The organism is Pseudomonas sp. PDM28 (genome assembly GCF_019219115.1).
GTDB classification, from domain to species: Bacteria; Pseudomonadota; Gammaproteobacteria; order Pseudomonadales; family Pseudomonadaceae; genus Aquipseudomonas; species Aquipseudomonas laurylsulfatiphila.
The window spans coordinates 446,399-458,496 of record NZ_JAHUWG010000004.1; the positions used below are offsets into that span (position 1 = coordinate 446,399).

The 12,098-nt window shown below is 59.7% G+C and carries 14 protein-coding genes; 7 read left to right on the forward strand and 7 right to left on the reverse strand.

Going from position 1 to position 12,098, the window contains the following annotated elements; translation table 11 throughout:
• Window positions 1–18: 18 nt before the first annotated feature.
• Both KW841_RS11340 and KW841_RS11345 read right to left on the reverse strand, forming a co-directional pair.
• Window positions 19–834, reverse strand: a complete 816-nt coding sequence (locus KW841_RS11340; RefSeq protein WP_104451569.1) for a rhodanese-like domain-containing protein — start codon at window positions 832–834, stop codon at window positions 19–21.
• 42 nt (window positions 835–876) lie between these two features.
• Window positions 877–2,415: an HDOD domain-containing protein gene (locus tag KW841_RS11345; RefSeq protein WP_218476008.1), complete on the reverse strand. Its 1,539-nt coding sequence runs from the start codon at window positions 2,413–2,415 to the stop codon at window positions 877–879.
• 167 nt (window positions 2,416–2,582) lie between these two features.
• On the opposite strand from KW841_RS11345, the gene motA reads away from it, so the two are divergent.
• The 5 genes from motA to KW841_RS29675 all read left to right on the forward strand — a co-directional run bounded on the left by motA (window position 2,583) and on the right by KW841_RS29675 (window position 6,175).
• Window positions 2,583–3,434, forward strand: a complete 852-nt coding sequence (gene motA, locus KW841_RS11350) for a flagellar motor stator protein MotA (protein WP_046039800.1) — start codon at window positions 2,583–2,585, stop codon at window positions 3,432–3,434.
• A 3-nt stretch (window positions 3,435–3,437) separates the two neighbouring features.
• Window positions 3,438–4,484, forward strand: a complete 1,047-nt coding sequence (gene motB / locus KW841_RS11355; protein WP_218476010.1) for a flagellar motor protein MotB — start codon at window positions 3,438–3,440, stop codon at window positions 4,482–4,484.
• Between the two features lie 411 nt (window positions 4,485–4,895).
• Window positions 4,896–5,165 (forward strand): hypothetical protein, encoded by a 270-nt coding sequence (locus KW841_RS11360; RefSeq protein WP_218476012.1) that lies wholly within the window; start codon window positions 4,896–4,898, stop codon window positions 5,163–5,165.
• Between the two features lie 143 nt (window positions 5,166–5,308).
• Entirely contained in the window at window positions 5,309–5,941 is a 633-nt protein-coding gene (gene dinD / locus KW841_RS11365) for a DNA damage-inducible protein D (protein WP_256357775.1), read from the forward strand.
• A 24-nt stretch (window positions 5,942–5,965) separates the two neighbouring features.
• A complete protein-coding gene (locus KW841_RS29675; protein ID WP_256357776.1) occupies window positions 5,966–6,175 on the forward strand; it encodes a hypothetical protein in 210 nt (69 codons plus the stop codon).
• A 315-nt stretch (window positions 6,176–6,490) separates the two neighbouring features.
• On the opposite strand, the gene KW841_RS11370 is transcribed toward KW841_RS29675, so the two are convergent.
• The 4 genes from KW841_RS11370 to rsgA all read right to left on the reverse strand — a co-directional run bounded on the left by KW841_RS11370 (window position 6,491) and on the right by rsgA (window position 9,581).
• On the reverse strand, window positions 6,491–6,982 hold the full coding sequence (locus KW841_RS11370; protein WP_218476014.1) for a toll/interleukin-1 receptor domain-containing protein: 492 nt from the start codon (window positions 6,980–6,982) through the stop codon (window positions 6,491–6,493).
• The gene (locus KW841_RS11375) at window positions 6,982–7,941 is read right to left on the reverse strand and encodes a caspase family protein (protein WP_218476016.1); all 960 of its coding nucleotides are present in this window, start codon (window positions 7,939–7,941) and stop codon (window positions 6,982–6,984) included. The genes KW841_RS11370 and KW841_RS11375 overlap by 1 nt, the downstream gene beginning before the upstream one ends.
• 2 nt (window positions 7,942–7,943) lie before the next feature.
• A complete protein-coding gene (locus tag KW841_RS11380) occupies window positions 7,944–8,351 on the reverse strand; it encodes a TIR domain-containing protein (protein ID WP_007978807.1) in 408 nt (135 codons plus the stop codon).
• Window positions 8,352–8,549: 198 nt separating this feature from the next.
• Window positions 8,550–9,581 carry a small ribosomal subunit biogenesis GTPase RsgA gene (gene rsgA / locus KW841_RS11385; protein WP_007978809.1) on the reverse strand — a complete coding sequence of 344 codons (1,032 nt, stop codon included), beginning with the start codon at window positions 9,579–9,581 and terminating at the stop codon, window positions 8,550–8,552.
• 106 nt (window positions 9,582–9,687) lie between these two features.
• Here rsgA and orn point away from each other — a divergent pair, with 106 nt between their 5' ends.
• Together orn and KW841_RS11395 are read left to right on the forward strand one after the other, a co-directional pair.
• On the forward strand, window positions 9,688–10,230 hold the full coding sequence (gene orn, locus KW841_RS11390; RefSeq protein ID WP_007983969.1) for an oligoribonuclease: 543 nt from the start codon (window positions 9,688–9,690) through the stop codon (window positions 10,228–10,230).
• A gap of 152 nt (window positions 10,231–10,382) precedes the next feature.
• Window positions 10,383–10,994, forward strand: coding sequence for a trimeric intracellular cation channel family protein (locus tag KW841_RS11395; protein ID WP_007973246.1), 612 nt, complete (start codon window positions 10,383–10,385; stop codon window positions 10,992–10,994).
• 13 nt (window positions 10,995–11,007) lie between these two features.
• Here the strand turns inward: KW841_RS11395 and queG are convergent, their stop codons facing one another.
• Window positions 11,008–12,072, reverse strand: a complete 1,065-nt coding sequence (gene queG / locus KW841_RS11400) for a tRNA epoxyqueuosine(34) reductase QueG (RefSeq protein ID WP_218476018.1) — start codon at window positions 12,070–12,072, stop codon at window positions 11,008–11,010.
• Window positions 12,073–12,098: the final 26 nt, after the last annotated feature.

Sequence of the window (12,098 nt, forward strand, 5' to 3'; positions counted from 1 at the left end):
TAACAGTCCTTAAAAATCTTAAATTTCTACCGGGGTATCGGGATGGTTGCCCCATTCGCCCCAGGAGCCGGCGTAGCCCTTGACCCGCGGATAACCGAGAGCCTTGGCCACCAGATAGGTGAAGCCAGAACGGTGGTGGGTCTGGCAGTGGGTAATCACTTCTTTGTCTTTGCTGATCCCGAGTTGTTCGAGGATCTGCGGCATGTCGGTGCGGATGCGCAGCTGGCGCGACTGATCCATGCCGGCGGTCCATTCGAAATTGACCGCACCAGGAATGTGCCCGCCCTTGGCTGCCAGGACTTTCTCGCCGGAATACTCCAGCGGTCCGCGTGCGTCCCAGATTGCCAGGTCGGCGGCGCCGAGGCGGCTTTGCAGGTATTCGCGGGTGGCGGTGGGTTCGTCGTGCAAGGTCAGTGAAACCGGGCCGCCCACGGCCGGCGGGATCTGGATCGACATGGGCAAGCCTTCCGCCAGCCAGGCCGTCAGGCCGCCGTCGACATAGTGGTACTTGCTGTGGCCGATGACGTCCAGCAGCCAGATAAAGCGCCCGGCCCAACCGCCGCCTTCATCGTCATACACCACGTAGACCGCATCGGGATTGTGTCCCAGCTCGCCAAACAGCGTTTCGAGCGCTGCCTGCGGCGGCATCAGTCCCGGGGCGGGTGCCTGCCCCAGTTGCGTGCGTTTCGGATCGACAAAGCGCGCGCCGGGAATGTGTCCCTCGGCGTAGCGGGCGGCACTGGTCAAGTCCACCAGAATCAGTTCGCGGGCGTCGAGGCGAGGGAGCAAGTCGCTCGGCTCGATCACCAGCGGCAAGCCAGAGAAGTCAGACATGTGAGGTCTCCAGAGCACAAAAGGGAGGATTGTAGCGCAGCCTTATTGGCCGCGGTGGCTAAAGCTATGCAGGGCTTTTTCGATGCACTGCGCGGTTTTGCCGAAGGCCTGTACGGAAATTTCCGAAAACGGCCCGCCGCCCTGGTCCGCCACGACGATCATGATCACCCGGCCATTATTGACCAGCGAGCGCAGCAGCAGGTGTTCGCCGCTGAACTGCGAACGCAGGCTGTTGGGCAGCAGGGCCGAGAATTGCGCGTTGTTGGCCGGCGTCAGGCGGACCTGGGCCTGTTGCGCGAGCAGGCGTTGCAACACGTTGCTCTGGCTGACCACGAAGTTCAGCCCGGCCGTTTCCTTCGGCAGGCCGGCCGTCTGGTGCACGCGCAGGTTGGCGTGGTTACGGTCGGCCATCAGGATCATCACCCGACGCATGCCGCAGGCCACCAGAGCATCGCGGGCGGCAATGGTCAGGTGCATGGCATTGGTGAACCGACTCGGCTCGACCAGCAATTCGGCGCATTGCTTGCGCCATTTCGCCAGATCTTCGGCGGTGGGTGCCGCGGCCGGTAGCAAACCTGAGTGGACACGGTTCATGCCCCACGGCCAGATCAGCGATTCGGCGGGGTGCCAGAGGTCGGGCATGGCGTGATGGCGTGCGCTGTTGGCGGCTTGCTGGTGCAGTTGTTGTTGCACCTCATCCATCGGCATTTGCAGGTAAAGACTGGTCAGGTACTGCCAGCGTTCACTGTGCGGGCTGTCCCAGGCGTGTTGTGCCGACAGCGCCAGCCCGTTGGCCAGCAGCACCGTATTGGCCGGTTGATTGAGCCAGCGGCGCAGGGTCGGATCGTCATCGAGGCGGTTCTGCTGGCGCAACGGGTGCTCGCTGTCACGGGCGATGCGCAGGACTTTCACCAGTTCCCGCTGCTCGTTGAGCAACAGGCGATAGCCCTGTTGCACCCAGATCGGCAAGCGCCAGACCTCCACCAGTGCCTGGCCGATGTCCAGCAGGCGTACGCCAAACAATTGCTTTTCGACTTTACGTGCCGACTCGCCTTTATGGATGACCCGCAGCTCCCAGTCTTCGAGCAGTTCTGGATGGGTCAGCGCCAAAGGCCACAGGGGAGAAAGAAACAGCAGGCTACCCCAGTGGATGTCCTGCCACAGGCGCGCCAGGCGACTGGCAAAAAAACCATTGGCCTGTTGCGTGGCGTGCTGGCTGATCATCTGCAGCTGACGCAAGGCTTTGGGGATTTCGGACTGGGGCTCGGCGGGCAGGCGCGCGAGCAATTCTTCGGTGCGTTTCAGGCCGAGGCGATTGATCGCGACTTCAAGGTTTTCCGCAGGCTCGGTCATGCCGCCGTGGGTGTGCCGGTTGGCTTCGCGAATCACGCTCAAGGCCAGGGCGGGGCTGCCTTGCATGAGGTCGGCGATATCGCGCAGCGAGCTGCGATTGTCGCGGATGGCCTTGCAGACCCGGTCGTGGCTGGCTTGCGGAACCGGCAGGCGCACGCCATCGAGCAGCTTGATCCAGCCTTCGAGCGTCGTCGGTTTAGGGGTTGGAACGTTCGTTTCGTTAACCATGGTGGGAGGCGATCATCGTCAACAATACCTGTGCCCGGAAGGGGTCAAATTAGCTTTTCGCCTGAACTGGCTATAGTCTGGCGCAGTTTTGCCGATAAGTAGAAGAAGAGATTTTTTAACTTCCGAATATGACCTTGAACCCGACTCAGTAAGTGCTCTCCTAACCTATGGCTAAAATTATCGGCATCATCGTCGTATTCGCGAGCGTGCTCGGCGGATACGTGCTTTCCCACGGCAAGATTGCCGCCCTGATCCAGCCTTTCGAGGTCATGATTATTGGCGGTGCAGCCCTCGGCGCATTCTTGCAGGCCAACCCCGGCTACATGACGATGCACGTGCTCAAGAAATCCCTGGGCATGTTCAGTTCGCGTTTCAACCACGCCTTTTACCTCGAGGTGTTGGGCCTGATCTACGAGATCCTCAACAAGAGCCGCCGCGAAGGCATGATGGCCATCGAAGGCGACATCGAAGATGCCGCCGCGAGCCCGATCTTCGCCAAGTACCCGACGGTCCTCAAGGACGAGCGCATGACCGCGTTCATCTGTGATTACCTGCGCATCATGTCCTCCGGCAACATGGCCCCGCACGAGCTGGAAGGCCTGTTCGACATGGAGCTGTTCAGCCTCAAGGAAGACCTGGAACACCCATCCCACGCAGTCAACGGCATCGCCGACGCCATGCCCGGTTTCGGTATCGTCGCGGCGGTTCTGGGTATCGTGGTGACCATGGCTTCCCTGGGTGAGGGCGACCAGAAGTCCATCGGCCTGCACGTCGGTGCGGCACTGGTCGGTACCTTCTTCGGTATTCTCGCCGCCTACGGCTTCTTTGGCCCACTGGCCCATTCCCTGGCCCACGATGCCAAGGAAGAGCTGAACGTCTACGAAGCCATCAAGGCCTCGCTGGTGGCTTCGGCGTCCGGCATGCCGCCATCGCTGGCCGTCGAGTTCGGGCGCAAGGTTCTGTACCCGGCGCACCGTCCAAGCTTCGCCGAGCTGGAACAAGCGGTTCGTGGTCGTTAAGCCATGGAAAATAATCAGCCGATAATCATCAAGCGCGTCAAGCGCTATGCCGGCGGGCATCACGGCGGGGCGTGGAAGATCGCCTTCGCCGACTTCGCCACGGCGATGATGGCGTTCTTCCTGGTGCTGTGGCTGCTATCCACTGCCACGCCGGAACAGAAGATTGCCATCGCCGGTTACTTCAAGGACCCGATCGGCTTTTCCGAAAGCGGCACGCCGTACATCATCGATCTGGGCGGCACGCCGACCATGGCGCCGGAAAACACCCTCAACCCTGAGGTGAAGTCCCAGCCGCAGCCGGACAAGGTCACCGTCGATACCGACCAGGTCGAAGGCATGGCCGAGCAGGTCGAAAAGGAACGCCTCGAGTTGTTGCTGCAGGAACTGCAGAACAAGGTCGAAGAAAACCCGCAGATGCAGAAGTTCAAGGACCAGATCCTGTTCGAAATCACTCAGGACGGCCTGCGTATCCAGATCATGGACGCGGAAAACCGCCCGATGTTCGACTCGGGCTCAGCTCGCTTGAAGCCGTATTTCGAAGACATCCTGCTGGCCATGGCCGACACCATCAAGGCGGTGCCGAACAAGATCAGCATCAGCGGCCACACCGATGCCAAGCCGTACACCGGCACCGGTGATTTCGGTAACTGGGAGCTCTCGGCAAACCGTGCCAACGCCGCACGTCGTGCGCTGGTGGCGGGCAGCTATCCGGATGCACAGGTGGCGCGCGTGGTCGGTTATGCCTCGTCGGCGTTGTTTGATCGCGAGCATCCGTTCAACCCGGTCAACCGCCGTATCGACATCGTGGTGCTGACCAAGAAAGCCCAGCGTGCGATCGAAGGCTCGCAAGGCGCAGAGCCTGCTCCCGATGCGCCGCAAGGTTCGGCTGCACCAGGCGCAGCACCGACCGCGCCGGTCGACCCGAACGCGTTGCCGGCGGACAAGGAACCACTGCCGGCCCACGAAGTGCGTGAGCGTTTGAATCTGTTTGATGATCCGGCACCGAAACCGGATGAGCCAGCCAAACCGGCTGAAGTGCCCAAGCAGTGACGGACAAAAAAGCCGACAGTGATGTCGGCTTTTTTGTGTTTGTAAGAATGAATTCAAATCCGCTGCATTGCGAGAAAACTCAAGGAATGAGGCTTGGTCCGAAAATCGTGTAGGACGGGTCTGAGACCCCTAAACCGGGTTTTACTTCGCTTGGGGCCTCGGTACAGTTCGCTTGTCGCCGACGAATCGGTGATCGACCTTAGCCGGTCGTTTGAGAGGAATGCACAAGCGCCCGTATAATCGCGGCGCTTTTTGCTGCCTGACATCTATATGTCTATGGTGGCTGTGCGTGGGACACTTTCGGGTGTGCCGGGTTCCTCTGACCGGTCGGCTAACCCGCGTACAGCTGCCACCCCATTCGATTAGCCGCGAAAAGGGTGGGAGTTTCATCTTTCAGACGGAATTCAAACCATGCCCCAATTCCACCCGCTCCAAAGCAACTTCAGCGTCGGGACCACGCTGTACATCAACACTGAAGCTCGAGCTTCCGATCTTCTTGAAACCGCCACCCACCGAATCAAGGCCGCACGCAACCTGCTCAACAGTGTCACCTGCTTGTGCGTGAAAGATGCTGAAGGTCACGATTTGGAACATTTCGCCAGTGCTGCACACATACTGATACAGGAGGGCTGTGACGCGCTGGATGCGCTGGGCTGGAAGCTGGAAAAGACCGCACGCTGAAAATAGGAAAGCCGCAATGTTCGCGGCTTTTTTTGTCACACATTTGAGGCTATTCGGTCGGAAATCTGCCCATCACTATCGGACAGATATTTACTGTCGAAAAGCTTTCGAGATCGACGCCCTCTGACTGCTCCGGAATTGCCATGGACAATCAATCACTACCACTGCTGCAGCAGCGTTTCGACGCGCTGGTACATCGCGTGCCTGATGAAGGCATCGAATTCTGGTTCGCTCGTGAGTTGCAGGCCCCCTTGGGTTACGCACGCTGGGATAATTTTTTGACCGCCATCAGGCGTGCCATAGCCTCCTGTGAAGCGACAGGAGTTGAGGCTTCCGATCATTTTCGTGACGTCACGAAAATGATCGAGGTAGGCAAAGGTGGTAAGCGCCCTGTCGAAGACTTCATGCTCACGCGTTATGCCTGCTACTTGATTGCCCAAAATGGTGATCCGCGTAAACAATCGATTGCTTTCGCTCAGAGCTACTTCGCATTGCAAACGCGCAAGCAGGAGTTGATCGAAGACCGAATGCGCTTACAGGCCCGCTTCGACGCTCGAGATCGTTTGCGTGAGTCGGAGAAGGAACTATCGCAGAACATCTACGAACGTGGTGTAGATGATGAAGGATTTGCCCGAATTCGCTCCCGAGGAGATGCCGCATTGTTCGGCGGCAAGACAACACAGGCGATGAAGGACAGGTATGGCATCGTTAAGAGTCGTCCATTGGCTGATTTTTTACCGACGCTGACTATTGCTGCCAAAAACCTGGCTAATTAAATAACTAATCACAACGTGCTACAGGTGGATTTGCAAGGCGAGCCGGCCATTGCCAAGGAGCATGTCCAGAATAATTTGAGCGTCCGAGATATGTTGGAACAGCGCGGCATCAAGCCCGAGGAGTTGCCCGCTGAAGAGGACATAAGAAAGCTTGAACGTCGCGTGAAATCCGAAGAGAAAAATCTTGCGAAACAGGCGACCAAGCTTCCTGCAGATGATTCAACCGATGGTTGAGTTTGAGTCTTACCTGGCTAACTGAATTGGCAATAGTGAATCGATTCCCTCGGGTGTCGATTGATTGGTCAACATGACCGACAAAAAAGCCGACAGCGATGTCGGCTTTTTTGTGCGGCTTTCACTGATTTGGAGGCCGCCAAGGGCATGATCCCCTGTAGGAGCCAGCTTGCTGGCGATGGTCGTCAACGATAACGCGTGCTGTCTGAATCCACTCGGCGTACTGGAGTCCATCGCCAGCAAGCTGGCTCCTACAGATGATGGGGTGAGAGAAACCCCGACCGGTCAAGAGGACGGATCGGGGAGCAAGGTGGCTCAGAAGCCGCGGATGATTCGGGACTTGAGCTCGGCGTGAAAGCGATCCGCATTGGACTTGTTCACGCTGCGCACCGACTCGCTGCCGGTCACCGATTCCAGCGACATCGAGCGCTTGAGCGTCGCTTCGTTGCGATAGGCATCGATAAAGAACTCGATGTCCCGTTCGCTGGTCAGCTTCGGCCATTTGTCCAGGTACAGCGGTAGCTCGGTCGGGCCGGTCTTGAACGAGCAGATGCGTCGGTTGGTGATGGTCGCCTCGCCGATTTCGAACGGCACCCACCAGGACAGCGCGGTTTTCTCCGAGACCACTGCCAGCAGGTGCGTGCATTCGCTGATGTTGCGGGTGATCACCCCGGTGATGTCGTCGGTGGTTTGGGATTCGGCATCCAGCACATCGAGGTAGGTCTTGATGTTGGCCTGGATCAGGCGCCCGTTGATTTTGACCGCATGGGCGCGGTCCATGTGGCGGTAGCTGATAAACACTGGCATCAGAAATGTCCCTTGATCGCGAGTTCGCGGTAATAGGCGCCGAGAGCGGTGAGGCGGCAGCCGGTGGAGTGGATGGCGGCGTAGTACATGTGTTCGGCGTCCACCGGTTCGATGAGGCTGTGGCGGTTGCACTTTTGCAACTGAGCGAAGACGTCGCCGTGCTCCGGGTTGAATTCGGGCTCGGTGGGCTCAAAGCTGGGGGCGAGGGGGTACACCGACTCCGCTTCGGCAAACCATTCGGGGAGTTTGCGCAGGATCTCCTTGGGGATCAGCGGCGACACTTCGCGCAGGGAAATGAACTGCGAGACGTTGGTCTTGAACACCGGGCGCTGTTCCCAGGCATCGAGGGCGTTGTCGACAAACGAATAGAGGCTGCCGGGTGTAATCTTGCCCAGGATGTTCGCTGCTCCGCCGTGCAGGGCCTGGAGCAATAGTCCGGTGAACACGCCGTGTTGCGTGCCCTCCATCGCCGGCTCTTCCTTTTTACAGGCGGTCAGGATGGTCATGCCTTCGCCGACCACACTGCCCTCGCTGCGCAAGGCGCGCAGTTCGCCGGCCGAGCCGCTCTGACAGCAATCGAGGATGATCACTTTGTTTTTGATCTTCGTGGCCTTGCTCGCCCAGTTGAGAATGTCGCTGAGGCGAATCCCGTCCTTGGCGCTCTTGTAATCCTGGGGGATCAACATGCCTTCGTCGGTGTCGGTGTCGAAGCTGCCGTGGCCGGCGAAATACAGCAGCGCGACATTGCAGTCCCCGGAAAACAGTTCGCGAATCTGGTCTTCGAGCTTTTCCCGGCTCAGGTAGTCCTCGGCGGAGGTCAGCACGATGTTCTTGAAGTTCGGATCGCCATTGGCGTCGGTCTTGAGCACGGAAGCCATGGCCATGGCGTCATTGCTGCAACCGCTCAGGCGCGAAACGTGGGTGTAGTCGTTGATGCCGATAAACAGTCCCTTGCGCATGGTTACACCGCCGTATGCTGGCGAATGGCGCTGATGATGCTGTTGGTGTTCCAGGCACACTCGGCATGTGCCGCCTCACGTACTACCGTGGAAATCCGCTCGGCACCGAACGGCTTGATCGCAATGATCACCTTGCCCATGCGCTTGGCGATCTCGATTTCCTTGTTGATCCACTTGCTGTAGGTGGAATACATCCCGGCCATGATCAATACCGCCGAACACGGACGGATCTTGTTTTCGATGGCCTCCTCAAGTTGTTTGTCGGTTTTCGCGCCGACAATCGGGTTGTCCGGTGGCACCGAAAAATTCTTGTAGGTGAAGCCGGGCTTGGCGTTGAGCAGGCGCACGAGATTGTCGTGGGCGTCGGAGTAGTTCCACGAGTGGCTGATGAACAGATGGTAGGTTTGCATGGGTGTCCCTCGGTGTCGCTGGAGTGCGAAGAGGGTTTGAAACTAGGCGATTACAGGGCGGCTACAAGAGGTCGGCGCGGAAAGAGAAATGCCCTACAAGCGAGCGTGCGCACGTCTTACAGAAAGGTCTGATGTTTAAGTGGGGGAAGATCCAGCCGCCGACCACCCCGCGTAAAGCCGGGCGATCGGCACGTCTGTTTAGTAGCCGTTTTCCGGCAGGCTGGCGATGATCGAGCGGTAGCTGTTCATCCGTTGCTGCTGCACGCGGCCATCTTCAAGGGCCTTGAGCAGGGCGCAACCGGGTTCGCGGTCATGCTTGCAGTCGCGGAAGCGGCAGGTACCCAGCAAGTCGTTGAACTCGATGAAGCCGGCTTCGACGTCGGCACGGCTGACGTGTCCCAGGCCGAATTCGCGGATACCCGGGGAGTCGATCAACTCACCGCCGCCGGGGAAGTGGAACAACCGCGCGGTGGTGGTGGTGTGGGTACCCTGGCCGGACAGCTCGGACAGCGGGCCGACGCGGGTCTCGACGTCCGGCAGCAGGCTGTTGACCAGCGACGACTTGCCGACACCGGACTGGCCGACGAACACGCTGATGCGTCCGTCCAGTTGCGTCTGCAACTGCTCCATACCGTTACCGTGATGCGCCGACACTTCCAGCACCGGGTAACCGAGGGTGCGGTATACGGCGAGCAAGGCATTCAGCGCGGGGGCGTTGTTTTCGTCGATCAGGTCGAATTTGTTCAACAGCAGCAGCGGCTTGATGCCCGCATGTTCGGCCGCCACCAGGTAGCGATCGATCAGGTTGGCGTGGGGCTCGGGTAGCGGTGCAAACACGATGACGATCATGTCGACGTTGGCCGCCACCGGCTTGAGCTGACCACGGCTGTCCGGGCGGCACAGCTCGGTGTTGCGCGGCAGTTGCGCCACGATCACACCGATGCCCTGGTTGCCGGCGCGCCACACGACCTGATCACCGGTCACCAGCGCCGGCAGGTTGGCGCGCAGGTGGCAACGGAACACCTGGCCGGCCAGTTCGCCGTCGCGGGCCTCGACCTCGACCTGCACACCGAAGTGCGCGATCACCAGACCGTGCTGTTCCGGGCCCAGATCGCCGCCCTCAAGTGCCTCGACAGCTGAGGACTCGCGTTTGGCGGCGCGGGCAGCGCGTTCGCCCTGAATCTTTTCGATGCGCCAGTTTTGGCGGCGATTGAGTTGGCGTTTGGCCATGGGTGTTCCGTATAAAGAATGCAGCGATTAGGTAAAACGGCCGCGAGTTTAGCACGCCCGGCCACCGGCCTAGGCTAAACTGCGCAGCATTGCTTAGGAGCCGAACATGCAAAATCCGCAGAACCTGATCTGGATCGACCTGGAAATGACCGGTCTGAACCCTGATACCGACGTCATCATCGAAATGGCCACCATCGTCACCGACAGTGACCTGAACACCCTGGCCGAAGGCCCGGTGATCGCCATCCACCACAGCGACGAAATCCTCGCCGGCATGGACGAGTGGAACACCCGCCAGCATGGCGGTTCCGGGCTGACCCAGCGGGTTCGTGACAGCCGTATCAGCATGGCCGAAGCCGAAGCCGAAACCATCGCCTTCCTCGAGAAGTGGGTGCCGAAGGGCAAATCGCCGATCTGCGGCAACAGCATCTGCCAGGACCGTCGCTTCCTTTATACCCACATGAAATCCCTGGAAAGCTATTTCCACTACCGCAACCTCGACGTGTCCACGCTCAAAGAGCTGGCGGCGCGCTGGGCACCGGACGTGCGTGACAGCTTCAAGAAGGGCAGCACCCACCTGGCGCTGGACGACATCCGCGAATCCATCGCCGAGTTGCAGCACTACCGCAAGCACTTCATCAAGGCCTGAGCTTGAAACCCGACATGTAGGAGCTGGCTTGCCAGCGAAGAGGTCCTTGAGGACGCCATCGCCGGCAAGCCGGCTCCTACAAGTAGCGGCGCCCTCTTTTGGTGCTTCGGCGAAGTCAGTAGACTGCGCGCCTTTTCGCAAGGACCGCCACCATGTTGCTGATGCTCTACCTGATCGCCATCACCGCCGAAGCCATGACCGGCGCCCTGTCTGCCGGGCGTCGTGGCATGGACTGGTTTGGCGTGGTGCTGATCGCTTGCGTCACGGCGCTGGGGGGCGGTTCGGTGCGCGATGTGCTGCTTGGGCATTACCCGCTGACGTGGGTCAAACACCCGGAATACCTGGTGCTGACCACGGCTGCGGCGATGATTACCGTGTTCACGGCACGCTGGATGCGGCATTTGCGTTCACTGTTTCTGGTGCTCGATGCCATGGGACTGGTGGCCTTCACCCTGATCGGCTGCATCACCGCTCTGGAAATGGGCCATGGCATGTTGGTCGCGTCGGTCAGCGGCGTAATCACCGGAGTATTTGGCGGCATCCTGCGGGACATTTTCTGCAACGACATTCCGCTGATCTTCCGGCGTGAGCTGTATGCCAGCGTCTCGTTTGCGGCAGCGTGGTGCTACATGCTCTGTCTGTACCTGAACTTGCCAGGGGAACAAGCGATTCTGATCACCCTGTTCGGCGGTTTCCTGTTGCGCTTGCTGGCGATCCGTTTTCATTGGGAAATGCCCAAGTTCGTCTACAACGACGAGGCCTGACGCCGCGATCCCCCTACACGAGGCCGTGTTGCTTCAAGGCCCACTCGACGTGTTCGCGAACCAGTTCTGACGGATGCTCGCGCCGCGCCTTCAGCGCCTCCAGCACCGGAATCGTCGAAGGCGCATTGCCCAGACCTACCGCCAGGTTGCGCAACCAGTTTTCGTAACCGGTCCGACGCAGCGGCGAGCCTTCGGTACTGCTCAGGAATTTCTCCTCATCCCACATGAACAGCTCCGCCAGTTCGGCGTTGTCCAGGTTGTGCCGCGGCTTGAAGTCGCTTTCACCGGACGGGCGGGCGAAGCGATTCCAGGGGCAGACAATCTGGCAATCATCGCAACCGAACACCCGATTGCCGATCAGCGGCCGCAGGTCTTGCGGGATCGCGCCTTTGAGTTCGATGGTCAGGTAGGAAATGCAGCGCCGGGCATCCAGCACATAAGGGCCGACGAAAGCATTGGTTGGACAGATGTCGAGGCAGGCACTGCACCGACCGCAGTGTTCGGTGGCGTGGGGCGGGTCTACCGGCAGCGGCAAGTCAACGAACAGCTCGGCGAGGAAGAAATAACTGCCTGCCTTGCGATTCAACACTAGGGTGTTTTTGCCAATCCAGCCCAGGCCGGCCTGTTCGGCGATGGCTTTTTCCAGCACCGGTGCACTGTCGACAAAGGCACGGAACCCAAACGGGCCGATTTCTGCCTGAATCTTGTCTGCCAGTTGTTGCACGCGCTTGCGGATCAATTTGTGGTAATCGCGACCCAGGGCATAACGCGAGACGTAGGCTTTTTCCGGTTGGACGAGCATTTTCGCCATGTGGGTGTCGCCCGCCAGGTAGTCCATGCGCAGCGAAACCACGCGCAAAGTGCCGGGCACCAGCTCCTCCGGGTGTGAGCGTTTGCTGCCATGGGCGCCCATGTAGTCCATCTCGCCGTGGTAGCCGGCGGCGAGCCAGCGCTCCAGGTGTTGCTCGTGCTCGCCCAGGTCGAGGCCGCTGATGCCGACTTGCTGAAAGCCTAGCTCGCGGCCCCAGTCCTTGATGGATTGGGCGAGGGCAGGCAGGTCTGTGGTAATAGCAGGCATGAGGCGAGAGAAACCGGAGCTGAGGT

Coding starts and splice junctions, on each gene's coding strand:
- motB (WP_218476010.1), top strand. CDS start 3,438: ATGGAAAATAATCAGCCGATAATCATCAAGCGCGTCAAGCGCTATGCC.
- KW841_RS11340 (WP_104451569.1), bottom strand. CDS start 834: ATGTCTGACTTCTCTGGCTTGCCGCTGGTGATCGAGCCGAGCGACTTG.
- KW841_RS11375 (WP_218476016.1), bottom strand. CDS start 7,941: ATGCGCAAGGGACTGTTTATCGGCATCAACGACTACACCCACGTTTCG.
- motA (WP_046039800.1), top strand. CDS start 2,583: ATGGCTAAAATTATCGGCATCATCGTCGTATTCGCGAGCGTGCTCGGC.
- orn (WP_007983969.1), top strand. CDS start 9,688: ATGCAAAATCCGCAGAACCTGATCTGGATCGACCTGGAAATGACCGGT.
- dinD (WP_256357775.1), top strand. CDS start 5,309: ATGGACAATCAATCACTACCACTGCTGCAGCAGCGTTTCGACGCGCTG.
- queG (WP_218476018.1), bottom strand. CDS start 12,072: ATGCCTGCTATTACCACAGACCTGCCTGCCCTCGCCCAATCCATCAAG.
- KW841_RS11380 (WP_007978807.1), bottom strand. CDS start 8,351: ATGCAAACCTACCATCTGTTCATCAGCCACTCGTGGAACTACTCCGAC.
- KW841_RS11345 (WP_218476008.1), bottom strand. CDS start 2,415: ATGGTTAACGAAACGAACGTTCCAACCCCTAAACCGACGACGCTCGAA.
- KW841_RS11370 (WP_218476014.1), bottom strand. CDS start 6,982: ATGCCAGTGTTTATCAGCTACCGCCACATGGACCGCGCCCATGCGGTC.
- rsgA (WP_007978809.1), bottom strand. CDS start 9,581: ATGGCCAAACGCCAACTCAATCGCCGCCAAAACTGGCGCATCGAAAAG.
- KW841_RS11395 (WP_007973246.1), top strand. CDS start 10,383: ATGTTGCTGATGCTCTACCTGATCGCCATCACCGCCGAAGCCATGACC.
- KW841_RS11360 (WP_218476012.1), top strand. CDS start 4,896: ATGCCCCAATTCCACCCGCTCCAAAGCAACTTCAGCGTCGGGACCACG.